The sequence below is a fragment of the Aminobacter sp. AP02 genome, from assembly GCF_003148805.1.
Taxonomy (GTDB): domain Bacteria; phylum Pseudomonadota; class Alphaproteobacteria; order Rhizobiales; family Rhizobiaceae; genus Aminobacter.
The window spans coordinates 45,084-69,329 of sequence record NZ_QGGX01000022.1 but is presented as its reverse complement, the minus strand read 5'-3'; the positions used below and the strand labels follow the sequence as shown (position 1 = coordinate 69,329).

The 24,246-nt window shown below is 62.9% G+C and carries 28 protein-coding genes; 20 read left to right on the top strand and 8 right to left on the bottom strand.

The features are described from left to right. The first annotated feature begins 104 nt into the window (after positions 1-104). The 3 genes from C8K44_RS22960 to C8K44_RS22950 are packed head-to-tail and all read left to right on the top strand — an operon-like array spanning position 105 to position 2,811. Complete coding sequence (locus C8K44_RS22960) at positions 105-635, top strand: MarR family winged helix-turn-helix transcriptional regulator (RefSeq protein ID WP_109578092.1); 531 nt, start codon at positions 105-107, stop codon at positions 633-635. After that, complete coding sequence (locus C8K44_RS22955; protein WP_109578091.1) at positions 625-1,344, top strand: response regulator transcription factor; 720 nt, start codon at positions 625-627, stop codon at positions 1,342-1,344. Before C8K44_RS22960 ends, C8K44_RS22955 begins: the two co-directional genes overlap by 11 nt. Before the next feature lie 54 nt (positions 1,345-1,398). Further along, complete coding sequence (locus C8K44_RS22950; protein WP_109578090.1) at positions 1,399-2,811, top strand: ATP-binding protein; 1,413 nt, start codon at positions 1,399-1,401, stop codon at positions 2,809-2,811. Between the two features lie 2 nt (positions 2,812-2,813). On the opposite strand, the gene C8K44_RS22945 is transcribed toward C8K44_RS22950, so the two are convergent. The 3 genes from C8K44_RS22945 to C8K44_RS22935 form a co-directional block, all read right to left on the bottom strand. Further along, the gene (locus tag C8K44_RS22945) at positions 2,814-3,470 is read right to left on the bottom strand and encodes a methionine ABC transporter permease (protein ID WP_109578089.1); all 657 of its coding nucleotides are present in this window, start codon (positions 3,468-3,470) and stop codon (positions 2,814-2,816) included. Continuing rightward, a complete protein-coding gene (locus C8K44_RS22940; RefSeq protein ID WP_109578088.1) occupies positions 3,451-4,533 on the bottom strand; it encodes an ATP-binding cassette domain-containing protein in 1,083 nt (360 codons plus the stop codon). The genes C8K44_RS22945 and C8K44_RS22940 overlap by 20 nt, the downstream gene beginning before the upstream one ends. Positions 4,534-4,608: 75 nt before the next feature. Beyond that, the gene (locus C8K44_RS22935) at positions 4,609-5,457 is read right to left on the bottom strand and encodes a MetQ/NlpA family ABC transporter substrate-binding protein (protein ID WP_109578087.1); all 849 of its coding nucleotides are present in this window, start codon (positions 5,455-5,457) and stop codon (positions 4,609-4,611) included. 299 nt (positions 5,458-5,756) lie between these two features. On the opposite strand from C8K44_RS22935, the gene C8K44_RS22930 reads away from it, so the two are divergent. Further along, complete coding sequence (locus C8K44_RS22930; protein ID WP_109578086.1) at positions 5,757-6,761, top strand: glycosyltransferase family 1 protein; 1,005 nt, start codon at positions 5,757-5,759, stop codon at positions 6,759-6,761. Here the strand turns inward: C8K44_RS22930 and C8K44_RS22925 are convergent. From C8K44_RS22925 to C8K44_RS22915, 3 genes are all read right to left on the bottom strand, one after another. Then, positions 6,758-7,117 carry a tRNA-binding protein gene (locus C8K44_RS22925; protein ID WP_109578085.1) on the bottom strand — a complete coding sequence of 120 codons (360 nt, stop codon included), beginning with the start codon at positions 7,115-7,117 and terminating at the stop codon, positions 6,758-6,760. The two genes, C8K44_RS22930 and C8K44_RS22925, sit on opposite strands and share 4 nt — an antisense overlap. A 9-nt stretch (positions 7,118-7,126) precedes the next feature. Next, the gene (locus C8K44_RS22920; protein ID WP_109578084.1) at positions 7,127-7,627 is read right to left on the bottom strand and encodes a YbjN domain-containing protein; all 501 of its coding nucleotides are present in this window, start codon (positions 7,625-7,627) and stop codon (positions 7,127-7,129) included. Positions 7,628-7,946: 319 nt separating this feature from the next. After that, positions 7,947-8,261: an accessory factor UbiK family protein gene (locus C8K44_RS22915; protein WP_109578083.1), complete on the bottom strand. Its 315-nt coding sequence runs from the start codon at positions 8,259-8,261 to the stop codon at positions 7,947-7,949. 160 nt (positions 8,262-8,421) lie between these two features. Between C8K44_RS22915 and C8K44_RS22910 the strand changes: the two genes are divergently transcribed. The 8 genes from C8K44_RS22910 to C8K44_RS22875 all read left to right on the top strand — a co-directional run bounded on the left by C8K44_RS22910 (position 8,422) and on the right by C8K44_RS22875 (position 14,730). After that, positions 8,422-8,673, top strand: a complete 252-nt coding sequence (locus C8K44_RS22910) for a type II toxin-antitoxin system ParD family antitoxin (RefSeq protein WP_109578082.1) — start codon at positions 8,422-8,424, stop codon at positions 8,671-8,673. Between the two features lie 4 nt (positions 8,674-8,677). After that, positions 8,678-8,881: a type II toxin-antitoxin system RelE/ParE family toxin gene (locus C8K44_RS22905; protein WP_245417594.1), complete on the top strand. Its 204-nt coding sequence runs from the start codon at positions 8,678-8,680 to the stop codon at positions 8,879-8,881. Positions 8,882-9,062: 181 nt separating this feature from the next. Further along, complete coding sequence (gene lgt, locus C8K44_RS22900) at positions 9,063-9,917, top strand: prolipoprotein diacylglyceryl transferase (RefSeq protein ID WP_109578081.1); 855 nt, start codon at positions 9,063-9,065, stop codon at positions 9,915-9,917. Further along, complete coding sequence (locus tag C8K44_RS22895; RefSeq protein ID WP_109578106.1) at positions 9,914-10,993, top strand: class I SAM-dependent methyltransferase; 1,080 nt, start codon at positions 9,914-9,916, stop codon at positions 10,991-10,993. Before lgt ends, C8K44_RS22895 begins: the two co-directional genes overlap by 4 nt. Before the next feature lie 106 nt (positions 10,994-11,099). Continuing rightward, complete coding sequence (gene pgeF / locus C8K44_RS22890) at positions 11,100-11,891, top strand: peptidoglycan editing factor PgeF (protein WP_109578080.1); 792 nt, start codon at positions 11,100-11,102, stop codon at positions 11,889-11,891. A gap of 4 nt (positions 11,892-11,895) precedes the next feature. Continuing rightward, a complete protein-coding gene (locus tag C8K44_RS22885) occupies positions 11,896-13,047 on the top strand; it encodes a Xaa-Pro peptidase family protein (RefSeq protein WP_109578079.1) in 1,152 nt (383 codons plus the stop codon). Between the two features lie 43 nt (positions 13,048-13,090). Next, on the top strand, positions 13,091-13,681 hold the full coding sequence (locus C8K44_RS22880; protein WP_109578105.1) for a hypothetical protein: 591 nt from the start codon (positions 13,091-13,093) through the stop codon (positions 13,679-13,681). A 113-nt stretch (positions 13,682-13,794) separates the two neighbouring features. Then, a complete protein-coding gene (locus tag C8K44_RS22875) occupies positions 13,795-14,730 on the top strand; it encodes a ribose-phosphate pyrophosphokinase (protein WP_109578078.1) in 936 nt (311 codons plus the stop codon). A 182-nt stretch (positions 14,731-14,912) separates the two neighbouring features. Here the strand turns inward: C8K44_RS22875 and chrA are convergent, their stop codons facing one another. After that, the gene (gene chrA, locus C8K44_RS22870; RefSeq protein ID WP_348626352.1) at positions 14,913-16,139 is read right to left on the bottom strand and encodes a chromate efflux transporter; all 1,227 of its coding nucleotides are present in this window, start codon (positions 16,137-16,139) and stop codon (positions 14,913-14,915) included. Positions 16,140-16,279: 140 nt separating this feature from the next. Beyond that, on the bottom strand, positions 16,280-17,044 hold the full coding sequence (locus tag C8K44_RS22865; protein ID WP_109578077.1) for a sulfite exporter TauE/SafE family protein: 765 nt from the start codon (positions 17,042-17,044) through the stop codon (positions 16,280-16,282). A gap of 267 nt (positions 17,045-17,311) precedes the next feature. On the opposite strand from C8K44_RS22865, the gene C8K44_RS22860 reads away from it, so the two are divergent. From C8K44_RS22860 to C8K44_RS22825, 8 genes are all read left to right on the top strand, one after another. After that, positions 17,312-17,929, top strand: coding sequence for a 50S ribosomal protein L25/general stress protein Ctc (locus tag C8K44_RS22860; RefSeq protein WP_109578076.1), 618 nt, complete (start codon positions 17,312-17,314; stop codon positions 17,927-17,929). 25 nt (positions 17,930-17,954) lie between these two features. After that, complete coding sequence (gene pth, locus C8K44_RS22855) at positions 17,955-18,695, top strand: aminoacyl-tRNA hydrolase (protein ID WP_109578075.1); 741 nt, start codon at positions 17,955-17,957, stop codon at positions 18,693-18,695. 112 nt (positions 18,696-18,807) lie between these two features. Next, a complete protein-coding gene (locus C8K44_RS22850; RefSeq protein ID WP_109578074.1) occupies positions 18,808-19,350 on the top strand; it encodes a dihydrofolate reductase family protein in 543 nt (180 codons plus the stop codon). A 73-nt stretch (positions 19,351-19,423) separates the two neighbouring features. After that, positions 19,424-20,527 (top strand): redox-regulated ATPase YchF, encoded by a 1,104-nt coding sequence (ychF, locus tag C8K44_RS22845; RefSeq protein ID WP_109578073.1) that lies wholly within the window; start codon positions 19,424-19,426, stop codon positions 20,525-20,527. Between the two features lie 347 nt (positions 20,528-20,874). Continuing rightward, on the top strand, positions 20,875-21,669 hold the full coding sequence (locus tag C8K44_RS22840) for an APH(3')-II family aminoglycoside O-phosphotransferase (protein ID WP_109578104.1): 795 nt from the start codon (positions 20,875-20,877) through the stop codon (positions 21,667-21,669). A gap of 188 nt (positions 21,670-21,857) precedes the next feature. Then, the gene (corA, locus tag C8K44_RS22835; protein ID WP_109578103.1) at positions 21,858-22,832 is read left to right on the top strand and encodes a magnesium/cobalt transporter CorA; all 975 of its coding nucleotides are present in this window, start codon (positions 21,858-21,860) and stop codon (positions 22,830-22,832) included. An 83-nt stretch (positions 22,833-22,915) separates the two neighbouring features. Beyond that, positions 22,916-23,395, top strand: a complete 480-nt coding sequence (locus C8K44_RS22830; protein ID WP_109578072.1) for a MaoC family dehydratase — start codon at positions 22,916-22,918, stop codon at positions 23,393-23,395. Then, positions 23,392-23,850: a MaoC family dehydratase gene (locus C8K44_RS22825; RefSeq protein WP_109578071.1), complete on the top strand. Its 459-nt coding sequence runs from the start codon at positions 23,392-23,394 to the stop codon at positions 23,848-23,850. Before C8K44_RS22830 ends, C8K44_RS22825 begins: the two co-directional genes overlap by 4 nt. Positions 23,851-24,246: the final 396 nt, after the last annotated feature.

The window sequence follows — 24,246 nt, the reverse complement described above, 5'->3', positions numbered from 1 at the left end:
TACCTTGCCTTTTCGTTCGCAATCCGCCGAAAAGCTTGGCAAAAATTACCATCGCACCTAATTTATGTCAACACTGCTGACATAAATTGACGAACAGGAATTCTATGGCACAACGTAGCGGCGCAGCCGCCCAACCGATCCGAACCGCGGTGACGGCCGATGAGGGCATCGACTTCTCGATTATCGAGCTGATGTATTTCGCCTATCGCGACTTCACTTCGGACCCCGACCAGATCCTTGCCGAATATGGATTTGGCCGCGCCCATCATCGCGTGTTGCACTTCGTCAACCGCATGCCGGGGCTGACGGTCGCCGAGTTGCTTGATGTTCTCAAGATCACCAAGCAAAGCCTTGCGCGCGTGCTCAAGCAACTGATCGACGCCGGCTACATCGTTCAGGTTCAGGGGCCGCGCGACCGTCGCCAGAGAGAACTCTACCCCACCCCCAAGGGCCGCACGCTGACATTGGCGCTGGCGCGGCCACAGTCACGCCGCATCGATGCGGCACTGGAGGGCGCAGGAGAGACCGAACGCGCCTGGGTCGAACGATTCCTCAAGGCGATGGTAAATCCTGAATTAAGGGTGCAGATTGATCATCTGCCCGGAAACACGCCGGGGAAAGACCATGGAGAATAACGACAAGACGGCCAATCCGGCCACGTTGGGCGACGATGCTCCGCATCTGCTCGTCGTCGACGACGACACGCGCATCCGCAATCTGCTCAAGCAGTATCTGACGGAGAACGGCTTTCGCGTGACTGTCGCCGGCAACGCCGACGAGGCACGGCGCAAGCTCGCTGGACTGGATTTCGACCTTCTCATCCTCGACGTGATGATGCCGGGCGAAAACGGCATCGACCTGACCAAGTCGCTGCGCGACGAAAAGGATGTGCCGATCCTGATGCTGACGGCGCTGTCAGAGACCGACAGCCGTATCACCGGCCTCGAGGCCGGCGCCGACGACTACCTGCCCAAGCCCTTCGATCCGCGCGAACTGATCCTCAGGATCAACAACATATTGCGGCGCGGCGGCCCGGCGGCAACGCCCAAGGTCGAACAGCTGGTCTTCGGCCCCTACACCTTCCAGATCGCGCGCCGCGAGCTCAAGCGCGGCGGCGAAGCGCTCAAGCTGACCGACCGCGAACAGGAAATTCTGGCCATCTTCGCCGCGCGCGCCGGCGAGACCATCCCTCGTCATGAGCTGGTCACCGGCGATTCCGAAGTCGGCGAACGCACCATCGACGTCCAGATCAACCGCCTCCGCCGCAAGATCGAGCGCGACCCGGCCAACCCCGTCTGGTTGCAGACGGTGCGCGGTATTGGGTATCGGCTCAGCGTGGAATAGGATCGCCGCGAACCGGCCGGGAACCAATCCGGCTGGCCGCGTACGGAAGAGCGGATGGCAACCACTGACATCGAACGGCCCGGCGGAGGCAGTCTCGGCACACGCCTTTGGCGTGCGCTGACGGCTGTGCCCAGAAGCTGGAACCGCTTCTGGCGGCGCGTGTCGATCTACATGCCGAAGCGGCTTTATGCACGCTCGCTGCTCATCGTCATCACCCCGATGATCCTGCTGCAATCGGTCGTCGCCTTCGTCTTCATGGAGCGCCACTGGCAGACCGTGACGGTTCGCCTGTCGCAGGCGGTGACGCGCGACATCGCGGCCATCATCGACCTGCTCGATACCTTTCCGCAGCCCGACAACTACGCCCAGATCATCCGCATCGCCCAGGACCGGATGCAGCTGAAGATCGACCTTCTGCCGCCAGACCCTCTACCCCCGCCTGGGCCAAAGCCGTTCTTTTCGATTCTCGACCAGGCGCTTTCGACCGAAATCCGCAGGCAGATCAACCGGCCCTTCTGGCTCGACACAGTCGGCAACTCCAACATCGTCGAGGTGCGCGTCCAGCTCAACGACAAGGTGTTGCGCGTCTTCGTCCGGCGCAGCCAGGCCTATGCGTCCAACACCCACATCTTCCTGCTGTGGATGGTCGGCACGTCGCTGGTGCTTTTGACGATCGCCATTCCGTTCCTGCGCAACCAGATACGCCCGATCCTGCAACTCACCGAAGCGGCGGAAAGCTTCGGCAAGGGCCGCCCTATGCCGCCCAATTTCCGGCCGCGCGGCGCCGAGGAAGTGCGCCGTGCCGGCTTTGCCTTCATCCAGATGCGCGAACGTATCGAACGCCAGATCGACCAGCGCACGGCGATGCTGACCGGCGTCAGCCACGACCTGCGGACCATCCTCACACGCTTCAAGCTGCAGCTCGCCTTGTCAGGCAGCAAGATCGACCGTGAAGCGCTGAGCCAGGACGTCGACGACATGCAGTCGATGCTCGAGGCCTATCTCGCCTTCGCGCGTGGCGAGGCGTCCGAGGACCCCGGCAGCTTCGATCTCTCGAGCTATCTCGACAGGCTTGGCGAGGAAGCACGACTGCACAAGCGCAAGCTCAAGGTGACGCTGGTCGGCGAACCCAAGGTGCACGTCCGCCCCAACGCCTTCACCCGCTTGTTGCAAAACGTCGTCGGCAACGCCTTCCGCTATGCCAAGGAAGTCGAAGTTAAGGCCGTCCACGATCGCGGCATGCTGGTGGTCATGGTCGACGACAATGGCCCGGGCATTCCCGAGGAAAAGCGCGAAGAGGTTTTCAAGCCGTTCTTCAGGCTCGACGAGGCGCGCAATCTCGATTCGACGGGAACCGGGCTTGGGCTGGCCATTGCCCGCGACATAGCCCGCAGCCACGGCGGCGACATCAAGCTCGGCGACAGCCCGCTGGGCGGCCTGCGCGCCATGATCCGCGTGCCCGCCTAAAACTAGGCGCGGTGATCCAGCCGCGCCACAAGCCGGTCGCCGATCCACTGGATGCCGCAGACAAGCACGATCAGCACCGCGACGACCGCGACCATCACCGCCGTCTCGAAACGCTGATAGCCGTAGCGGATGGCAAGGTCGCCGAGCCCGCCGGCACCGATGGCGCCCGCCATCGCCGAGGCACCGACCAGCGTCACCAGCGTGACGGTGAAGCCGGCGACGATGCCCGGCAGCGCTTCGGGCACCAGCACCTCGCGGATGATCGCCCAGCAGCCACCTCCCATGGCGCGCACAGCCTCGATCAAGCCGCGATCGACCTCACGCAGCGACACTTCGGCGATGCGCGCATAATAGGGCGTGGCGGCAATCGCCAGCGGCACGATCGCGGCCCAGGTGCCTATCGACGTGCCGACGATCAGCCGGGTCAGCGGAATGAGCGCGACCAAGAGGATGATGAACGGCACCGAGCGAAAGCCATTGACCACGGCACCGAGGGTGCGGTTGACCCAGAGCCGCTCGGCGATGCCACCCCGGTCGGTGGCGATGAGCGCGAGGCCGAGCGGCAGGCCAAACAGCAGCGAGATCAGCCCCGATGCCGCCGTCATCAGCACTGTTTCCCACAACGAGCGCAACAGCAGGTCAAACATTGTCTGCGACATAGCCAAGCACCTCCACCCGCGCGCCGCGGTGATTCAGGAATTCTATGACAGCGGCAATACCGCCGGTTTCCGTGGCGGCGCCGACGAACAAGGTACCCACCGGCTCATCCTGGATATGGTCGATGCCGCCATGGATCAGGCGGAACCGTCCTGGAATCGACGTCGCCAGCTCCGACAGCAGGGGGCGGCGAGCCGCTTCACCGGAGATATCGAGCCTCAAGACCGCTTCGCGTCCGCTCGGGCGCAGCCGGGCCGCAAGCTGTTCCGGCAGTTGCGGGCGGATGCTGCCCAACAGGCTGCGGGTCACCTCTGACTTGGGGTGGGCGAAAACCGACCACACCGGCCCCTCCTCGACGATGCGTCCGGCATCGATCACCGTGACCCGGTCGGCGATGCTGCGGATCACTTCCATCTCATGGGTGATGAGCAGGATGGTGAGGCCGAGCTTGCGGTTGATGTCCTTGAGCAGCGCCAGGATCGAGCGCGTCGTCTCGGGGTCGAGCGCCGATGTCGCCTCGTCCGAAAGCAGCACCGCCGGACGCGCCGCGAGCGCCCGCGCAATGCCGACGCGCTGTTTCTGGCCGCCCGACAGCGATGCGGGATAGGCCTTGGCCTTGTCGGCAAGCCCCACGAGTTCAAGCAACTCACCGGCGCGCTTGAGCCGCTCGGCGTTGGGCCGGCCTTCGAGTTTCAGCGGCAACGCCACGTTCTCCTCGACCGTCTTGGCCGACAGCAGGTTGAAATGCTGGAAGATCATGCCGATGCGTCGGCGCAAAGGCTGCAGCTCGCGTTCGCCGAGCCCGGTGATCTCACGGCCCTCGACGAAAATCTGGCCGCCATCTGGCCTCTCCAGCCCGTTCAAGCAGCGGATCAGCGTCGATTTACCGGCGCCGCTGCGGCCGATGATGCCAAGCACCTCGCCCTTGCGCACGGTGAGCGAAATCCCATCGACGGCCGGCGTCTGGCCGAACCGACGCTTGAGGTCGACGATGCGTACCACCGTCTCGGATCGTGCGGCATCGAGCGGCGACAAGCCTTCGATGGCTGCAAAATGCTGGGTCATGTAATCCCCCTCGGCAATGCGGAAGGCGGCCCGCCACTGAATGGGGGCCGCCTCCGTTGCTGGATATCGTCAGGCTCAATAGGCGGCGACGCCGGTGCCCTTGTAGACGCGGTCAAACTCCGCCTTGACCGCCTCGTTCTGATAGGCGGCAACGAGTTTCTTGACCCAGCCCTCGTTTTCGCTACCGGTCTTGACGGCGATGAAGTTGCGGTAGGGGTTATCGGCGACCGGCTCCTGCGCAATGCGATTTTCTGCGCTCAGCCCGCTCTTCAGCGCCCAGTCGGTGTTGACCACGGCCGCATCGAGGTCCTCGACGGAACGGCCGACGATGCCGGCGTCGAGTTCCTTGATCTCGAACTTCTTCGGGTTCTCGACGACGTCGGCGACCGTCGCCAGGATACCGGTGCCGTCGTTAAGCTTGATCAGGCCCGCATCGGCGAGCACGCGCAGCGCCCGGCCCTCGTTGGAGGGATCGTTCGGTACGCCGATGACGGCGGCTTCGGGCAGCGCGTCTATCTTCGCGTGCTTCTTCGAATAGAGCCCGATCGGCCACAGCCCGGTATAGCCGACGGGCGTGATGTGATAGCCCTGCGTCTTGATCTGGTTGTCGAGATACGGCTGGTGCTGGAAGGCGTTGGCGTCGATCTCGCCGCGCTCCAGCGCTTCGTTGGGCTGGGTGTAGTCGTTGAAAACGACAGTCTCGACGGTCAACCCCTGCTTGGCGGCTTCCGCTTTCACCACGCGCCAGACATCTTCGTCCTCGCCGGAGATGATGCCGACCTTGATCGCGGTCTTGTCTTCCGCGAATGCCTGATGCGGCAAGGTGAAGCCAATGACGGTGACGACCGATGCAAGCAGCGCCGCAAGTGCCGTGCGCCGGCTGATCGTGTTTCGGTTGGAAAAGGACTGGGTGATCTTGGTCATTTCGGATTCTCGCTAAAGCCGGTTGGGAGGAATTGGCTGGCTCCGCGTCAGCGAAGCTTGGCTATATCGTCGGCAAAGCTGGGCCTTTCATCAAAGGACCGAATTCCCTGGCCCGCGCGAAGGCAGGAATATCGTCTCAAAGAAAATGCCGGTTCGGGCAGAACTGACCTCCCTTTCGCAAGTGCGAAGAGCGGCCTCGTCATCGCTTCGTCATGCAAAGCTGCTCAAAGGCGGCCGCAACGAACGGGACTGCCGCTGATTCCTGCCCTCTCAGGCGCGGCGAACAAGGAAGACATTTCTTGCGCATCCTGATGGTCACCGACGCCTGGAAACCGCAGATCAACGGCGTTGTCCACACGCTCGAACGGCTCGCCGAAACGCTGAAGGAGTTCGACGCGGAAGCCGACTTCCTCACGCCGAACATCTTCCGCACCTTGCCGATGCCGACCTATCCCGACATCCGGCTGGCGCTGACGACGCCCGGCAACGTCGCGCGCATCATCGAGGAACGACGGCCCGATCACATCCATCTGGTCACCGAAGGGCCGCTCGGCATGATGGCGCGGCGCCATTGTCTGGCAAACAAACGCCCATTCACCACCAGCTACCACACCCGCTTTCCCGAATATGTCAGCGCCCGCCTGCCCCTGCCCGAAAGCTGGACCTATGGGCTCTTGCGCAAGTTCCACAATTCCGGCCAGGGCTGCATGGTCGCCACCCAGTCGCTCGCCGAAGATCTCGCTTCGCGCGGCTTCGAAAAGCTCAGGCCCTGGACGCGCGGCGTCGACATCAACCACTTCCATCCCGACAAGAAGACCGAGATCGACCTGCCCCGGCCGATCTTCCTCTGCGTCGGACGTATCGCCGTGGAGAAGAACCTGCCGGCTTTTCTCGACCTCGACCTGCCGGGCACGAAAGTGCTCGTCGGCGACGGGCCGGAACTGCCGAGGCTGCGGGCGAAATATCCGGACGCCCATTTCCTTGGCCGGCGGCCAAGCGGCGAACTTGCCCAGATATACGCTTCGGCTGACGTCTTTGTATTCCCGAGCCGCACCGACACCTTTGGCAATGTCGTCATCGAGGCGCTGGCGAGCGGCACGCCCGTCGCGGCCTATCCGGTAACCGGGCCGATCGACATTGTCGGCGACGGGGTGGGCGGTGCGGTGTCGGAGGACTTGCGCGAGGCAGTGCTCAGAGCGCTCAAGATCGACCGGTCAGAGGCCCGCCGACGCGCCATGCGCTACACCTGGCGTGCCTGCGCGGAAATGTTTCTGGACAATGTGCGTGCGGCCTACGCCGCCTAGAACAGCCTTGACCCGTCCGGCACTCTGCGCTCGACGGCGCCGAGAACGACTTCGCCGTCAGTGTCGGGAAAACCGAGCGTCAGCACCTCGGACATGAACTTGCCGATCTGGCGCGGCGGGAAGTTGACCACGGCAAACACCTGCCGGCCAACAAGTGTTTCGGGCGTATAATGCTTGGTGATCTGTGCTGACGAGCGCTTGACGCCGATCTCTGCGCCGAAATCGATCTTCAGCTTGAACGCCGGCTTGCGCGCCTCCGGGTACGGCTCGACCTCGACAATCGTGCCGGTGCGGATGTCGACCTTGTCGAAGTCGGCAAAAGTGATCTCGGGCTTGCTCTCGTTATGCGAACTCATGGGGCAGTTTCAGGCGTTTCCGTGCGTCTCAAAGAGCACGCTGGCCAGCGCGTCCTTGGCGGAGGTGCCCGACCAGACGACGAACTGGAACGCCTGGAAGTAGCATTCGCAGGCTTCGAGCGCCGAAGACAGCAGAACCTCGACCTGCTGGCTGGTCGGCTCGACGCCACCGGCAAGCAGCAGCGACTGGCGGAACATGATCGCGCCTTCGGATTCCCAGAGGTCGAAATGCCCGAACAGCATCTGTTCGTTGATCAGCGACAAAAGCCTGAGGATTTCGAGCGTGCGGCTCTCCGGCACCTTGATGTCGAAGGCACAGGCCAGGTGCAGCGCTTCAAAATCCTCCATCCAGGAGAACGAGACCTGATACTCGGTCCAGTTTCCGACTACGGAGATAGAGATTTCGTCGTCGCCGGCGCGCTCGAACGACCAGTCGTTGTTGTGAGCTACCTGCTCGATGACATCCACCGGGTGGATTTCGCGCGAGAACTCGAGTTCGAGAAGTTCCATAAATGCTTCCTGTCGTTCCGGGAGCGCCATCGCGCTCCGCGCAAAAGGCACACACGACGAACAAACTTATTCTTGAACTCGGACGACCAGCGCTGCCAGACTCAATACCCCCAGCCGGACCGCGCCATCCGGGTGCATGACCCACTACGAATCATGCAACAAATTCAGTGTATTGATCAGGAGTAACGTGAACAGCCCAATTTTTCGCGCCACCCCATTCGGGTGTGGAAACAGGCTACGGCGCAGATTCATCAAGCGCCGGTAAGCGATTCACGACAAAGCACTTTTTCGGATTGTGCTTTGTGGAAAAGTTAATGAATTATTTCTTTGTACGAGGCTTCGGCGATGCCGCCGGTGAGGCCTTTTCGTCGCCCTCGCCGCCACGACCAGCGAGTTGAGCCTCAAGCGCCTCGATGCGGGCAGTCAGCGCCTTGTTCTCGGCGCGTGCCTTGATCGCCATGTCGCGGACGGCTTCGAACTCTTCGCGCTGCACCAGTTCGAGCGAATTCATCGCCCTTTCGGCCTGTGAGCGGAACGCGGTTTCAACCTCGCGCTTGACGCCCTGTGCGGCACCTGCGGCATCGGTCATCAGCTTGGCGAACTCATCCAGAATGCGGTTCGGTCCGGTCGTCATGGCAAACCCTCGCGTTGTCCATTCGACGTAGTAGGGCAAGGGTTGGAATGCAAGGGTAGGTGGCCGCTCACCGGCGGTTTGCGCCATCGCGCCGCATCCCGGACTTGCGTAACCAATAACTATTATTAGAATGAACCAAAATAAACTAGGGAGCGATACCATGGCTATCAGCGCCGATCTGGGCACGCATCTCGAAGAGGTAGTGAACCAACTGGTCAGCACCGGCCGCTACAACTCCAAGAGTGAGGTGCTGCGCGAAGGCGTTCGCCTCGTCGAGGAGCGCGAAAAACGCCTTGCCGCGCTCGACGCTGCATTGGCTGAGGGGCTGAGTGACGCCGAGGCCGGACGCGTCAGGCCGGCCGAAGAGGTGTTCGCGCGCCTTGAGGCCAAGTATCGCGCGCAGGACCGGTGACCGAATGAAGGTCATCATCGCCGCTATTGCCGAAGCAGACATCGAGGCGATCGGCGACCACATCGCCCAATCAAATCCCGACCGCGCCCTGACATTTGTGCTTGAACTACGCGACCGCTGTTTCGGCATCGCAGAAACTCCGCTTGGTTACGCGGTAGTCCGGAAAATAGCCGACAACGAAATTCGCCGCAGAGTGTTTGGCAACTAACTGATCTTCTACCGTTTGCACTCTGGATCGCTTGAAATCATTCGCGTCCTGCATGGTGCTATGGACTATGAGCAGATCCTTTTTCCCGAGCAATGACATCTCGGTGAGCCGTGGAACGCTGCCTTGACCCTGCCAAAAGGCTGCCGCATGGTCCGCCGCATTGCCGGCCTTGGAGACTGATTTGAGCGAGTACCTTGCCCTGCCTCTGGCAGCCCTGCCCTTTCCGAACATCGATCCGGTCATCGTCCAGCTTGGGCCGCTCGCGATCCACTGGTATGGGCTGGGTTATGTCGTCGGCATCCTGTTTGCCTGGTGGTACGGCAAGCGGCTTGTGACCAACGCCCGGCTGTGGCCGAACGGCGTCCTGCCGATGAAGCCCGAAGCCCTCGACGACTTCCTCGTCTGGGCGGCGGCCGGTGTCGTGCTGGGCGGCCGCATCGGCTACATCCTCTTTTACGACCTCGCCCGCTACATCTCAAATCCGCTCGACATCTTCGCGGTGTGGCAAGGCGGCATGTCATTCCACGGCGGGCTGCTCGGCGTGACGATCGCCATGTTCCTTTTCGCCCGCAAGCACGGCATCCTCGTCTGGTCGCTGATCGACGTCGTTGCAGCCGGCGTTCCCGTCGGCCTCGGCCTCGTTCGTGTCGCCAACTTCATCAATTCCGAGCTCTGGGGCCGCGTCACGGACGTGCCGTGGGCAATCGAATTCCCCACCGGCGGGCCGTTTCTGCGCCATCCGAGCCAGCTCTATGAGGCGCTGCTCGAAGGCCTGGTGCTGTTTTTGGTGCTGCGCTTCCTCACCCACTCGCGCCTGAAGCTGAAGACGCCGCGTTTCGTCGCCGGCGCCTTCGTTTGCGGCTACGGCCTGTCGCGCATCTTCGTCGAATTCTTCCGCGAGCCCGACCAGCAGATTGGCTATCTTCTCGGCGGCTGGCTGACGATGGGCATGGTGCTGTCGGTGCCGATGGTGCTGATCGGCGTATGGGCAATGCGCTCGGCCAAGCCGGTGACCCAGGCCGCAAAGCCGGCATGAGCGTGCTCAAGAAGCGCATGGCAAGCCTGATCGCGGCATCGGGGCCGATCAGCGTCGCCGACTACATGGCGCTGTGCCTGTTCGACCCCTCGGACGGCTACTACACGACGCGCGAGCCGTTCGGCGCGGCTGGAGATTTTACCACCGCACCCGAGATCAGCCAGATGTTCGGCGAGCTTGTCGCCGTCTGGCTTTACGCGGCGTGGCAGGCAGCCGGCCGGCCGGCGAACGCGACTTTGGCCGAGATCGGTCCCGGGCGCGGCACGCTGATGAAGGACATGCTGCGGGTCCTGCGCAAGCTCGACCCCGCCTTTGTCGCCAATGTCGCACTCATCGAAACCAGCCCGCGCCTGCGCGAAGTGCAGAAACAGACGCTCGCAGCGAGTGGCTCCAGGATCGACTGGCACGAGACCATCTCGTCCCTGCCCGATGCGCCGCTGTTCATCGTCGGCAACGAATTGTTCGACGCCATCCCGACGCGCCAGTTCGTCAGGATCGGGGCGGAATGGCGCGAGCGCGCCATCGGCATCGACGAGGCCGGCGAGTTCGTTTTCGTGGCTGGCCCCGCGACCGTCGAGCCGGCACTGCTGCCTCCCGATGCCGCTATAGCTCCCGAAGGCTCGATCTTCGAATTCGCGCCGGCCCGCACAGCCACCATGGAAGCGATCGCCGAGCGCATCGCTGCTTCGGGCGGCGCCGGACTGTTCTTCGACTATGGCCATCTTGAGCCCGGCATCGGCGACACGCTGCAGGCGCTGCGCAAGCACCGATACGAAGATGTACTGGCAACGCCCGGGGAAGCGGACCTTACCTCGCATGTCGACTTTGCCGCCCTTGGCACCGCGGCCAAGGTCCACGGCCTCGACGCCAATAGGGCTACACAGGGCGATTTCCTCCTGGCCTTGGGGTTGCTCGAACGCGCCGGCAAGCTTGGTGCCAACGCGGACGATGCGGCGCGCGAAAAAATCCGGTCCGAGGTCGAGCGCCTTGCCGGCCCGGACGCCATGGGCACCTTGTTCAAGGTGATCGCCGTCGCGCGCGCTGACACAAAGCTTCCCTTCCCGACCGTCAGTTGACAGCGAGCTTGCCGCTGCCCCACTGTCCGCGCTCGCAACAGCAAGACGGGCCCGCAATGTCTGGCTCGACATTGATGAAATCGCACACTGAGAAGACAAGGCGGCGATGCTGAACGACTCGAAACCGGATCCGATCCGGGCCAACTTGCTCGCCAGCGCGGAGGCCAATGGCATCCGCCACGGTTATTTCACCCGCATCGGCGGAGTCTCCGAAGGTATCTACGAAGGCCTCAACATTGGCGTCGGCTCTGACGACGACCAGGCGCGGGTCGCCGAGAATCGCCGCCGCGTAGCAAGCTGGATGGGGGTCGAAGCCAACCATCTGCTCAGCCTCTATCAGGTCCATTCGCCCGACGTGGTCGTGGCCACCGGCCCATTTTCAGGCGATCGGCCCAAGGCCGATGCGCTGGTCACCGACAGGCCGGGCATCGCCCTTGGCGCCTCGTCGGCCGATTGCGGCCCGGTACTTTTCGCCGACCCCGAAGCGCGCGTCATCGGTGCGGCCCATGCCGGCTGGAAAGGTGCTTTGTCAGGCGTGCTCGAAAATACAGTCACCGCGATGGAAGGCCTCGGAGCCCGGCGCGAGCGCATCCTTGCCGTGCTCGGTCCATCGATCAGCGCCGCCAATTACGAGGTCGGCCCCGAATTCGTCGCCCGCTTTGTCGAGGAGGACGACAACAACGCGCGCTATTTCGCGCCCTCGGCCAATGCGGGCCATCAGATGTTCGACCTCAATCTCTACACCGTCGAGCGGCTGCGCCGCGCTGGCGTGGTCGCCGAGGCATTGAACCGCTGTACTTACGCGGAAGAAGGACTTTTTTATTCCTACCGCCGCACCACGCACCGCAAGGAAGCAGACTACGGACGGCAGATTTCGGCAATCGCATTGGAGGACTGAGAGCATGGCGCTGCATTTCGAACGAACCGAATTCGACGCCCGCCGCGACCGGCTGATGATCGAGATGGCCGAAAAGAAGCTCGACGCCATTGTGCTGTTCGCGCAGGAAAGCATGTACTGGCTGACCGGCTACGACACGTTCGGCTTCTGCTTCTTCCAGTCGCTGGTGGTCAAGGCCGACGGCTCGATGACGCTTTTGACGCGCTCCGCCGACCTGCGCCAGGCCCGCCACACCTCGACCATCGAAAACATCGTTTTGTGGACCGACCGCGACAACGCCAATCCGACACTCGACCTGCGCAACCTGCTCAACGACCTCGGCCTGCTCGGCACCCGCGTCGGCGTCGAATACGACACCCACGGCCTCACCGCCTTTAACGGCCGCCGTCTCGACGAACAGCTCCAGACCTTCGGCCAGATCATCGATGCGTCGGGCATCGTCGGCCGCCTCCGCCTGTTCAAGAGCCCAGCCGAGATCGAGAAAGCCGAAAGAGCCGCCAGCCTCGCCGACGATGCGCTCGACGCCGCGTTGCCGCTGATCAAGCAGGGAGGCGACGAAGCCAAGATCCTTGCCGCCATGCAGGGCGCGATCTTTGCTGGCGGCGGCGACTATCCGGCCAATGAGTTCACTATCGGTTCGGGCGCCGACGCGCTGTTGTGCCACTACAAGGCAGGTCGCCGCAAGCTCAACAAGAACGACCAGTTGACCCTCGCATGGGCGGGCGTGTTTCATCACTACCATGCGCCGATGATGCGCACCGTACTCACCGGCAAGGTCTCCAAGCGCCACCAGGAACTCTACGACACCTCGCTTGCCGCCCTCGTCGCGGTCGAAAAAACGATGACGCCAGGCAACACGTTCGGCGACGTGTTCGACGCGCATGCCCGCACGCTGGAGGCTCACGGACTGACCAAACACCGGCTCAATGCCTGCGGTTACTCCGTCGGAGCGCGCTTCACGCCGTCCTGGATGGACATGCCGATGTTCTACCAGAGCAATCCCGAGCCGATTGCGCCGAACATGACTTTGTTCGCCCATATGATCATCATGGATTCGGAAACCGAAACCGCAATGACGTTGGGCCGTACTTACCTGACCACCGAAACCGCACCCAAGCCGCTTTCCCGCCACGATCTCGACTTGATCGTGCGATGAATGCGGTGAACGCTGAGGGGCGTTTGTCATGGAGTTCGGTCAGATGAAACGATGGTTTGTGGGCGCGGCGAGCCTGTCTGTGCTCGCCCTTTCGGCCTGCAACAGCTCAAAGGACGTGCTCGAACCCTCGGCCATCACGCCGACGGAACAATCGAACGCGCTGGCCAGGATCGAGGGCACCGACGTCGCGGCCCCCCCGGTCACGGGTACTGCTACCGCTACCGCCACCGCTGTCCCGGCGCAGTCAGCCGCCGTCACGACCAAGACGCGCGTCCAGTTCGCTCCTATCGTCGGCACCCCGGTCGAGGCGGCGACGCCGCTGACCGAGCAGCTTGGCGTCAGGGCACGCACGCGCGGCATCACGCTGGCCGGCAGCACCGACACGACGCCGCCAGGCATCATCATGCGCGGCTATTTCTCGGCGATGACTGAAGGCAAGGACACGACCGTCGTCTTTGTCTGGGACGTCTATGATCCCGCGGGCACCCGGCTGCATCGCATCAACGGTCAAAAGACGGCCCCTTCGTCGGGCAGCGGCGACGGCTGGCCTACGGTGGCGCCCACGACCATGCAGGCGATAGCCGACAGCACCATCGATCAGTTGGCCGATTGGCTGGCGGCAAAGCCGGGCTAAGCTGCGGCATTCCGTTCCGGTATGTCGCTTTTTTGGGATTCAGCAGCGAGTCCGCTTGCAATAGCGGCAAGGACCGCTAAAAGCCCGCACATAATCTCTACCAGGATCGGTCAATGAAACTCTTCGCGGGCAATTCCAATCGGGTGCTAGCAGAAGCGGTCGCTCGCTATCTCAACATTCCTCTGGGCAAGGCGAGTGTGCGGCGCTTCGCAGACCAGGAGATCTTCGTCGAGATCCAGGAGAACGTGCGCGGCGAGGATGTCTTCATCCTCCAGTCGACCGCCTACCCGACAAACGATCATCTGATGGAACTTCTCATCATGATCGACGCCTTCATGCGTTCGTCGGCACGGCGCATCACGGCAGTCATTCCTTACTTCGGCTACGCACGGCAGGATCGCCGTGCCTCCGGGCGCACGCCGATCTCGGCCAAGCTCGTCGCCAACATGATCGCGCGTGCGGGTGCCAACCGCGTGCTCACGCTCGACCTGCACGCCGGCCAGATCCAGGGCTTCTTCGACATCCCGACCGACAACCTGTTTTCGATCCCGGTCATGGCCCGCGACGTCAAGGCCAAGTACAAGCAGCTCAACAACGTCATGGTGGTTTCGCCCGACGTCGGCGGCGTGGTGCGCGCCCGTGCGCTCGCCAAGCGCATCGATGCCCAGCTCGCCATCGTCGACAAGCGCCGCGAGCGCCCCGGCGAATCCGAAGTGATGAACGTCATCGGCGAAGTGCATGGCAAGGACTGCCTGCTCGTCGACGACATCGTCGATTCCGGCGGCACGCTTTGCAACGCCGCTGACGCGCTGCTGGCCAAGGGCGCGACAAGCGTCACCGCCTACATCACCCATGGCGTGCTTTCGGGCGGTGCGGTAGCCCGCATCACCGGCTCGCAGCTGCAGGAGCTGGTCATCACCGACTCGATCCAGCCGACCCAGGCCGTGATGGACGCCCACAACATCCGAGTCGTTTCGATCGCCGACCTTATCGGCGAAGCGATCTCGCGCACGGCAACCGAAGAGTCGGTGTCGAGCCTGTTCGACTGATCCGGCACGGCTTTCCGGCCTGCTCATTTCAAGGCCCCATTCCGGAAAGACCGGGACGGGGCCTTTCGTTTAATTTGGTCAGGCGAGCCGCAAGGCCATGCCGGCAAGCGCGGAAGCGGCCAGGACGGCAATCATGTTGGCCTTGAAGCGGATCAGCGCCACACCCGCCGAGATGGCGATCATCACTGCGGCCAGTCGAAACTGCCGAATTCCGGCACCGGCACCGCAAACGGCCCGAAAGCCGTCTCACCGACATTGCCGAACAGCACATGCAGGCCAAACCAAACGGCAAGGTTGGCGATGATGCCGACCACCGCTGCCGTCACCGCCGACAGCGCGCTCGCCAGCCAGCGCACGTGACGAACCGTTTCCACATAGGGCGCTGCGACGAAGACCCACAGGAAGCACGGAACGAAGGTGAACCATAGCGTCACCACGGCTCCGCCGACGCCACCGGCCAAAGGTGCCAGCGCCGATAGACGCGCCCCGCCGAGGAACCCAACGAACACCAGCACCAGGATGAGCGGCCCCGGCGTTGTCTCGGCGAGGCCTAGGCCGGTCAACATCTCGTCCGGCTTGAGCCAGCCATGCACCTCGACCGCCTGCTGGGCGACGTAAGCAAGTACGGCGTAGGCGCCGCCAAACGTCACCGCCGCCATCTTGGAAAAGAACACGGCCTCGGTCGTGAACACGTGCCCCGCACCAAGCGCCTGCCACAGCGCGATCAGTGGCAGGAACCAGATCGCCAGCCAGACGGCGAGCGTGGAGAAAAAACGCCTTGAACTCGGCCTCGTCCATTCGGGCATGTCATAGGCGGCTTCGAGCTCGGCACCGGCCGACGCCTTTGCGGAACTGCCGCCACCCAGGTGAAGTACCGCCCCGACGACCGCCGCCGCTGCGATGATCGATGGGAACGGCAGCTTGAGAAACGCTATGGCGATGAACGCGGCAATCGCCATTGCCACCATCAAGCCATCCTTCAGCGCGCGTTTGGACACCTTGATCAGCGCCTCGAGCACGACGGCCAGAACCGCCGCCTTGAGGCCGAACAACAGCCCCTGCACGAGAGTGACGTGGCCAACGGTCAGATAGATCGCCGACAGCGCGGTGATGACCAATGCACCCGGCAGAACGAACAACAGCCCAGCGACCAGCCCGCCCCTGACGCCGTGCAGCAGCCAGCCGGCATAGGTCGCAAGCTGCATCGCCTCCGGCCCCGGCAACAGCATGCAATAGTTGAGCGCATGCATGAATCGCGGCTGGTCGAGCCAGCGTTTCTCGTCGACGAGGATGCGGTGCATCAACGCGATCTGTCCCGCCGGTCCCCCGAATGACAACAGGCCGATCTTGGCGAAAATCTGCGTCGCCTCCCCGAATGACGGGGACGTTGCAGGCGGCGGCGTGTCCATGTCAAACCGCCCTTGTGCTGGATAAACGCGGGTTTCGTCGGTTGCGTGGGAATCCATATAGCGCATCACGGTCACCGAGATGTGGAGTTAGTGCGAACCTCTCTTCGTTTCGACACCTCTCCAGCCCGTCCTTTCATCGGTCATCGCAGCACCCCGTCCAAAACGGGCAGGCCGATGATCGCCGCCGTTGCGATCAGGCTGTAGCAGATGCGGCGGAAAGTGGCTTCGTTGGCGCGGCTGAACAGGCGCGAGCCGATGAAAAGCCCAATTGCGAAGGCGGGCCCAATCGTCAGCGACAGCCCCACCGTCTCCCAGGTCAGAAGGCCGGCGACAAGGTAGCTCGCAATCGACAGCACGCTCGATATGGCGAAGTAGAGCACGATGTTGGCACGCACGGTCTGCGGCAGGAAGGTACCGCCGAGCCAGTAGGCGACGACGGGCGGCCCGCCGACCTGGGCAGCACCCGAAAACAGTCCCGATGTCGCCCCGACGGCCGCGGTCAGGCTCGAATGAGGGCGGCCGTGATAACGCCAGCCCGACATGAGCAAGGCGAGCAGCACAACCACGATGGCGACGATGCCCCAGCGGATCATCACGCCGTCGACATGGGTGAGCAGGTAGGTGCCGGCTGGCACGCCCACCACTGCCCCGATTGCCATGACGCCGACATTGGCACGGTCGGCGTTGCGCCAGGCATTCGGGATGAGCCCCGGGGTCAGCACAAGATCGACGATCAGCAGCAGCGGCACGGCAAGCTTGGCGCCGACCAGGGAGCTCGCCACCGGCACGAAGATCAAGGCGCCGCCGAAACCGGAGAATCCCCGCGCGCAGCCGGCGACAAAGGCGGCCACGACAAGGACGAGGATCGTGGCTGTCGACAGATCGAGCGAAAGGTATTGTTGCATAGATGAAATTGCCGCCGTGAACGTTCCGAGCCGGCGTGATACAGGCACGTTGGCGATTTCGCGAGCAGCCACGGCAGCACCATGAGGGAGCCAGCCGAAAGAGCCCCGACGGTTGCACTTTTGGCCACCTTCGGATATAGAGCCGCCACCCGCGTAGACACCCTTGGAGGCAACGCGGCGGAAGGCCGCCCACCCGGCGGCTTTCGACGTTTACGGATTGGGCTCCATGCCCGTCGTAGGCGCTCCATACAACCGAAAGGAAATGCCATGAGCGAAACATACGAGCTCAAGGCCGAAGCACGCGAACAGGTCGGTAAGGGGTCCGCCCGTGAAGTTCGCCGCAACGGTAAAGTGCCTGCAGTTATTTACGGCGACAAGCAGCCTCCCCTGGCGATCGCCCTGTCCTACAAGGACATCTTCTACAAGATCCATGGCGGCGGCTTCCTGACCACCGTGGCGACGATCGACGTCGGCGGCAAGAAGATCCAGGTCCTGCCGAAGGACTATCAGCTTGACCCGGTCCGTGACTTCCCGCTGCATGTCGACTTCCTGCGCGTCGGCGCAAACACCGAAGTCAACGTCCAGGTTCCGGTGCACTTCATCAACGAAGAGAAGTCGCCCGGCATCAAGCGCGGCGGCACGCTCAACATCGTTCGTCACGAAGTCGAGTTCCACTGCCCGGCCAATGCGATCCCCGAGTTCATCACCGTCGATCTCGACGGCACCGACATCGGCGATTCGATCCACATCTCGGCCGTCAAGCTGCCGAAGGGCGTGAAGCCGGTCATCTCCGATCGCGATTTCACCATTGCGACGATTGCCGGTACTTCGGCTTCGAAGTCGGAAGAAGGCGCTGCCGAAGGCGGCGAGACCGCCGAGGCCTAAGCCTCAGCGCCCGGAGGACCCGAACATGCTGCTCTTTGCAGGTCTCGGCAATCCGGGTGCGCAATACCAGAACAACCGGCACAATGTCGGTTACATGGCGGCGGACGCGATTGCCCGCCGCCATTCGTTTTCGCCCTGGACGAAAAAGTTCAAGGGCCTGGTCGCCGAAGGCACCATCGGCGGCGAGAAGGTCATCCTTCTCAAACCTCAGACCTTCATGAACCTGTCAGGCCAGTCGGTTGGCGAGGCGCTGCGTTTCTACAAGCTCGCCCCTTCCGATCTCACCGTCTTTTATGACGAGCTCGACCTCGCTGCGGGCAAGGTGCGCGTCAAGATTGGCGGCGGTGCCGGCGGCCATAACGGCATCCGCTCGATCGACCAGCACATTCCCAAGGACTATCGTCGCGTCCGCATTGGCATCGGCCATCCCGGCGTGAAGGAAATGGTCCACGGCCACGTGCTGGGCGACTTCGCCAAGGCCGACAAGGAATGGCTGGACGTTCTTCTCGACCTGCTCGCCGACAGTTCTGATCTTCTGATCAAAGGCGACGACAACGGCTTCATGAACAAGCTGATCGTCGGCCTGCGCGAAAAGCTCGCGCCGACCTCCGACGACGACCGCCCCCCGCCAAAGGCACCCAAGCCGCAAGCACCCAAGGCTCAAAGCCACATCCGGCAGGCCCGAACAGCGCAGGCTCCGGTCAAGGTTCCCGAAAGCGGCCCGATGGCCGCGATGCTGAAAAAGCTGTTCGGCAACAAGGATTAGGCTGCCGAAAGCTTCTTCCAGCCAGCCGGCCTGCGCTGCCAGTCGAATGCTCCTGACATAAGTTCGTCTGCCGTCATGGTAGAAAGACCCTTCGGCAACTGGGGCGAATCCATTGGCAACAACAGGCACAGACGAAGTCATCGATATGTTCGCAATGTCGCTGGACGGCTTCATCGCTCGCGACGACGGCACGTTCGACTGGCTCGACAATTTTCCGGCTGACGACGACTACGATTTTTCGGCGTTCATGGATTCGCTGAGCGGCATCGTCATGGGCCGGGCCACCTACGATGTCGTGCGCCGTCACGACGAGTGGGCTTACGCGAGGTATCCCTGTCTGGTCGCCACGTCGCGTCCGCTCGACAACCCGCCTGAAAGCGTCGAGGCGCTGGCGGGTTCACCGGCTGAGCTGCTGGACAATCTTCGTGCACGCGGCGCTACCGGCCGCATCTGGCTGTTTGGCGGTGGCGACCTTGCCCGTCAGTTCATGGACGCCGGCCTGCTCGACACGATCCAGATCGGCACGATCCCGGAGATCCTGGGCTCCGGCATCCCCGCTTTCGGCGGCAAGCAGGGAGATCGCTGGCTCGATCTGGCTTTTGCCAAGCCGTTGGCCAATGGTGCGGTGCATGCGCAATACCGCGTGCGACGCTGAAAGACTTGACGATACAAGGCCTGATCGCCCATAGCCCTGATCAAAATTCCGATTTCCCGATAGGACCAAGACCATGGGTTTCAAATGCGGCATCGTTGGCCTGCCCAACGTTGGCAAATCGACGCTTTTCAACGCGCTGACGCGCACGGCGGCCGCGCAGGCGGCGAACTATCCCTTTTGCACGATTGAGCCGAACACCGGCGAGGTCGCGGTTCCTGATCCGCGCCTGAAGGCTCTGGCCGCCACGGCCAAGTCCAAGGAGATCATCCCGACGCGCATCTCCTTCGTCGACATCGCCGGCCTTGTGCGCGGCGCCTCGAAGGGCGAAGGCCTGGGCAACCAGTTCCTCGCCAACATCCGCGAGGTCGACGCCATCGTGCACGTGCTGCGCTGCTTCGAAGATGACGACATCACCCATGTCGAAGGCCGCATCGATCCGGTCGCCGACGCCGAGACCGTCGAGACCGAGCTGATGCTCGCCGACCTCGAAAGCCTCGAGCGCCGCATCGTGCAGTTCCGCAAGCGCGCCGCAAGCAAGGACAAGGAAGCGACCACCGTCCTGCCGATGATGGAGCAGGCGCTCGCGCTGCTGCAGGACGGCAAGCCGGCGCGCCTGCTGCTCAAGGGCATATCGGCCGAGGACCTCGAGATCCTGCAGGGCCTCAACCTTTTGACCTCGCATCCGGTTCTCTACGTCTGCAACGTCGCCGAAAGCGATGCGGCGACCGGCAACGAACACACCCGCGCCGTCGAAAAGATGGCAGCAGCACAGGGCGCCGGCGTCGTCGTCATCTCGGCTGCCATCGAAGCCGAAGTCGCCCAGCTTCCCGACGAAGAAGCGCAGGAATTCCTGGCCGATCTCGGCCTCGAAGAGCCGGGCCTGGATAAGCTCATCCGTGCCGGCTACGAGCTTTTGCACCTGATCACCTACTTCACCGTCGGCCCCAAGGAGACGCGTGCCTGGACCGTCCACAAGGGTGCCAAGGCACCGCAGGCGGCGGGCGTGATCCACACCGACTTCGAACGCGGCTTCATCCGCGCCCAGACCATCGCCTACAACGACTTCGTCACGCTCGGCGGCGAAGTTCCCGCCAAGGAAGCCGGCAAGGCGCGCGACGAAGGCAAGGAATATGTCGTTCAGGACGGCGACGTGATGCTGTTCAAGTTCAACACCTGATCGCCTGGCGCCATTTGGCCCAACATGAAAAGCCCCGCATCGCGGGGCTTTTCTTTTGGCGCGAGGCAATGAGCAAGCCAATCGCGGGGGCCTTTGCGTACGAGGCTTGGGCCAATACTCACACCCTCGCAGCGTTAACCTTTTGTTAACCAACCATGGCTACGGTCGCCTCAGAAATTTGCAGATCGTCTCCACCTTTGACCACGGATGTACTGGCACGGGATGTTGAGACGCTAGAGAAAGGTCGGGTTGCCCCGGCCTTTTTTGCTTTCTGCGGCAGAGCGATTTTTTGCAGGACGCCGCGCCACTCATCGAGGATGGCGCTTGTTTCATCCCACCAGGATCAGATGACCCAGCATTCGGCCCTAGAGACAGATCTTCCCGCATCATTGCGCGGCGCGCTGGCCGGCTACGACTGGCAGCGCCAGACGATCGGGGCCTCGGGCGCCGGGGTTTTCAGGCTCGAGGCAGCGTGCAAGCCGGCGTTGTTCCTGAAGTGCGAGGAGAGCGGTCCTTTCGCCGAACTGCCCGACGAGGTGGCGCGGCTGCGCTGGCTCGGCGCGCAGGGCATTCCCTGCCCCGAAGTCATCGTTTTCGAAACCCATGGCGGCCACAACTGGCTGCTCATGAGCGCGCTTGGCGGCCGGGATCTCGTTTCGCAGGAGACAGCGCCCGACAAGGCCATCGCCATCATGGCCGAGGCACTGCGCACGCTGCACGCGCTCGATATCTCCACCTGCCCCTTCGACCATCGCCTTGCCGCGCGCATCGCGCTGGCAAAGACCCGCATGGAGGCCGGCATCATCGATGAAGACGATTTCGACGAGGAGTGGCTGGGGCAATCGGCCGAAACCGTGTTCGAACAGGTTCTGCTGCGCAGGCCGACCAGCGAAGAGCTGGTGGTGACGCATGGCGACGCGTCGATGCCGAACTTCATAGCCGAAGGCGAGCGTTTCACCGGGTTTATCGACTGCAGCCGGCTCGGCGTTGCCGACCGGCACCAGGACCTGGGCATCGCCTGCTGGAGCATCCACCTCAACCTCGGCCCGGAGTGGATCGCGCCGTTCCTCGCGCTCTACGGCCTGCCTGAGGCCGACGCGGCGAGGCTTTCCTACTATCAACTGCTCGACGAGTTCTTCTGAGCAGGTGGTGCCTTTCCGCGCCGCCATAGTGCTGTCATGTCTCAACCATAAGGACTGGCTGCTTGACGCCTGTTGCACCCGGGTCTATCGCGCGCCCAGGTGATCCGGCTGCCGGCACCTGGTTTTGACGTTGTCTTGAAGCGCGTGCCCGGTTGGGCAATCTCGCCTCCAGCATGGGAGATCCGCCGATGATCAAGGCATTCGTCGTGGAGAATGACCGCCTGCGGCTTACAGACAGCATCGAAGCCGACAAGGACAAGGTCGTCTGGGCCGACCTGTTCAACCCGACTCGCGAGGAAGAAGCGATGATCGAGCAGTGGCTCGGCGTCGGCGTTCCCACCCGCGAGGAGATGGAAGAGATCGAGATCTCCTCGCGCCTCTATGTCGAGGACGGCGCCTACTTCATGACCGCGACCTTGCCTTCGCAGGCCGACAGCGACGACCCTGTCATGTCGCCGGTGACCTTCGTTTTGCGCCGCAACCTTCTGGTCACCATCCGCTATCACGAGCCGCGCGCCTTCACGACCTTTCCGATGCGGGCCGAGAAGGCCTCGACAGGCTGCACTACGGCCGAGACCATCCTCATTGGCCTGCTGGAAGCGATCGTCGACCGCCTGGCCGACATTCTGGAGCGCGCCTCACGCGGGGTCGAGGCGATCTCCAAGGACATCTTCAACCCAACCGCTACCAAGGCCTCCAAGCGCGACCGCGACTTCCAGCGCCTGCTCAAGGACATCGGACGCAAGGAGACGCTGACCTCCGACATCCGCGACGCCCTGACCTCGCTGCAGCGCCTGTCGGGCTTTCTTGCCAATGCCGTTGGCCAGGGCAAGAACGGCAAGGACGCCAAGGCCCACGTCAAGACACTGTCGCGGGACGTGCTTTCACTCACCGACCACGCCAACTTCCTGTCGCAGAAGATCACCTTCCTGCTAGACGCCACGCTCGGCATGATCAACATCGAGCAGAACGGCATCATCAAGATCGTGTCTGTGGCAGCAGTCGTGTTCCTGCCGCCGACGCTGGTGGCCTCGATCTACGGCATGAACTTTGAATTGATGCCTGAGCTGAAATGGCTGTTCGGCTATCCCTTCGCGCTTGGCATGATGGTTGTCTCGGCGATCCTGCCCTACTGGTTTTTCCGCCGACGCGGCTGGCTGTGAGCCAATGGGTGATCCGGGGGCGTGCCTTGCGCATGGGCCAAGGCCGGTTCATGGTGATCGTACAATCTTGAACAGGATATCCGATGAGCGCCAAGACTCCCAAGAGCGCAAAGACATGGGCCTATGAAGATTTTGGCGAGGGGGCCGTGCTCGACCTCGGCACCAAGCTCGTCAGCGGAGCAGAGATCATCGAATTCGCCTCGGAGTTCGATGCCCAGCCGTTTCACCTCGACGAGCAGGCCGGCAAGGCGAGCATCCTGGGCGGTCTTTCGGCATCAGGCTGGCATACCTGTTCCATGTTCATGCGCATGCTGTGCGATGCCTTCCTGCTCGATTCGACATCGCAAGGTGCACCCGGCGTCGACTATGCCAAATGGAAACGGCCGGTACTTGCCGGCGACACGCTGAGCGGCAAGCTGACCATCCTGTCCAAGCGCCTGTCGCGCTCGAAACCGACGCTCGGTTTCGTCAACTGGCACGCCGAGATGATGAACCAGAAGGGCGAGGTCGTCTTCGAGTTCCAGAACACCTGCATGTTCCTGACCCGCGAGGCCGTGCAATGACTCTCGACGAGTATCTCGGCATCGGCACGACGATCACGCTGGGCAGCCATCGCTTCGAAGCTGACGCAATCAAAGAATTTGCCCGCAAATACGATCCTCAACCCTTTCACACCGATGAGGAGGCGGCGAGGAACAGCGTCTTCGGCGGACTTTGCGCATCTGGCTGGCACACAACGGCCGCCTGGATGAAGCTCAACCTAGCCCATCGCGGACGTGAGTGGGATGGCCCCGGCCCCAAGCCCGAATTCGGCCCCTCGCCCGGCTTCAAGAACCTGAAATGGCTGAAGCCGGTCTATGCCGGCGAGACGGTGACCTTCACCCGCACCGGCATCGATCACCGCCCGCTTGCCTCGCGCCCCGGCTGGCGCATCATGACCCTCCACTCCGAGGGCTTTGACTCGACTGGCGACAAGGTCATCGAGTTTAACAGCGCCGTGCTGGTGAAGGTAGCGTAGCGCGGCACCTTCCCCTCGCCCCGTTTACGGGGAGAGGGTGGCCCGAAGGGCCGGGTGAGGGGCAGGGCCAAATTCGCAAGTTCGCGCCGCCCCTCATCCGCCTGCCGGCACCTTCTCCCCGTATAGTGACGGGGAGAAGGGAGCGCACTTATTCATCGCCACGCTCGCTTTCGCGCCTGGCTATTATCAAAGAGCACTCCCGTCTTGGGAGGTAGTTCGGGAAGCGGGGCGCGAGGCCGTGCCTTCCGATTGATAATATGTGGCGCGACGTTCGTGCCCCGCTCGGTGTTCTTGCCCCGCTCAGTCGCCTCGGCTTTCACCGCCAGCCGCCGCAAGGCCCGGACTTGGGGGCTCATCACCCAGTGGGAGAACCGACCTCCCACCAGCCCGGCACCG

What these genes read in the sequence shown, in the direction of transcription:
- corA (WP_109578103.1), top strand. Translation starts at nt 21,858, where the DNA reads ATGATCAAGGCATTCGTCGTGGAGAATGACCGCCTGCGGCTTACAGAC.
- C8K44_RS22935 (WP_109578087.1), bottom strand. Translation starts at nt 5,457, where the DNA reads ATGACCAAGATCACCCAGTCCTTTTCCAACCGAAACACGATCAGCCGG.
- C8K44_RS22925 (WP_109578085.1), bottom strand. Translation starts at nt 7,117, where the DNA reads ATGAGTTCGCATAACGAGAGCAAGCCCGAGATCACTTTTGCCGACTTC.
- C8K44_RS22920 (WP_109578084.1), bottom strand. Translation starts at nt 7,627, where the DNA reads ATGGAACTTCTCGAACTCGAGTTCTCGCGCGAAATCCACCCGGTGGAT.
- C8K44_RS22825 (WP_109578071.1), top strand. Translation starts at nt 23,392, where the DNA reads ATGACTCTCGACGAGTATCTCGGCATCGGCACGACGATCACGCTGGGC.
- C8K44_RS22950 (WP_109578090.1), top strand. Translation starts at nt 1,399, where the DNA reads ATGGCAACCACTGACATCGAACGGCCCGGCGGAGGCAGTCTCGGCACA.
- C8K44_RS22830 (WP_109578072.1), top strand. Translation starts at nt 22,916, where the DNA reads ATGAGCGCCAAGACTCCCAAGAGCGCAAAGACATGGGCCTATGAAGAT.
- C8K44_RS22905 (WP_245417594.1), top strand. Translation starts at nt 8,678, where the DNA reads ATGAAGGTCATCATCGCCGCTATTGCCGAAGCAGACATCGAGGCGATC.
- C8K44_RS22840 (WP_109578104.1), top strand. Translation starts at nt 20,875, where the DNA reads ATGACCCAGCATTCGGCCCTAGAGACAGATCTTCCCGCATCATTGCGC.
- C8K44_RS22915 (WP_109578083.1), bottom strand. Translation starts at nt 8,261, where the DNA reads ATGACGACCGGACCGAACCGCATTCTGGATGAGTTCGCCAAGCTGATG.
- C8K44_RS22945 (WP_109578089.1), bottom strand. Translation starts at nt 3,470, where the DNA reads ATGTCGCAGACAATGTTTGACCTGCTGTTGCGCTCGTTGTGGGAAACA.
- chrA (WP_348626352.1), bottom strand. Translation starts at nt 16,139, where the DNA reads ATGGACACGCCGCCGCCTGCAACGTCCCCGTCATTCGGGGAGGCGACG.
- C8K44_RS22885 (WP_109578079.1), top strand. Translation starts at nt 11,896, where the DNA reads ATGGCGCTGCATTTCGAACGAACCGAATTCGACGCCCGCCGCGACCGG.
- C8K44_RS22960 (WP_109578092.1), top strand. Translation starts at nt 105, where the DNA reads ATGGCACAACGTAGCGGCGCAGCCGCCCAACCGATCCGAACCGCGGTG.
- pth (WP_109578075.1), top strand. Translation starts at nt 17,955, where the DNA reads ATGCTGCTCTTTGCAGGTCTCGGCAATCCGGGTGCGCAATACCAGAAC.
- ychF (WP_109578073.1), top strand. Translation starts at nt 19,424, where the DNA reads ATGGGTTTCAAATGCGGCATCGTTGGCCTGCCCAACGTTGGCAAATCG.
- C8K44_RS22940 (WP_109578088.1), bottom strand. Translation starts at nt 4,533, where the DNA reads ATGACCCAGCATTTTGCAGCCATCGAAGGCTTGTCGCCGCTCGATGCC.
- C8K44_RS22880 (WP_109578105.1), top strand. Translation starts at nt 13,091, where the DNA reads ATGAAACGATGGTTTGTGGGCGCGGCGAGCCTGTCTGTGCTCGCCCTT.
- C8K44_RS22910 (WP_109578082.1), top strand. Translation starts at nt 8,422, where the DNA reads ATGGCTATCAGCGCCGATCTGGGCACGCATCTCGAAGAGGTAGTGAAC.
- C8K44_RS22895 (WP_109578106.1), top strand. Translation starts at nt 9,914, where the DNA reads ATGAGCGTGCTCAAGAAGCGCATGGCAAGCCTGATCGCGGCATCGGGG.
- C8K44_RS22860 (WP_109578076.1), top strand. Translation starts at nt 17,312, where the DNA reads ATGAGCGAAACATACGAGCTCAAGGCCGAAGCACGCGAACAGGTCGGT.
- C8K44_RS22955 (WP_109578091.1), top strand. Translation starts at nt 625, where the DNA reads ATGGAGAATAACGACAAGACGGCCAATCCGGCCACGTTGGGCGACGAT.
- pgeF (WP_109578080.1), top strand. Translation starts at nt 11,100, where the DNA reads ATGCTGAACGACTCGAAACCGGATCCGATCCGGGCCAACTTGCTCGCC.
- C8K44_RS22875 (WP_109578078.1), top strand. Translation starts at nt 13,795, where the DNA reads ATGAAACTCTTCGCGGGCAATTCCAATCGGGTGCTAGCAGAAGCGGTC.
- C8K44_RS22865 (WP_109578077.1), bottom strand. Translation starts at nt 17,044, where the DNA reads ATGCAACAATACCTTTCGCTCGATCTGTCGACAGCCACGATCCTCGTC.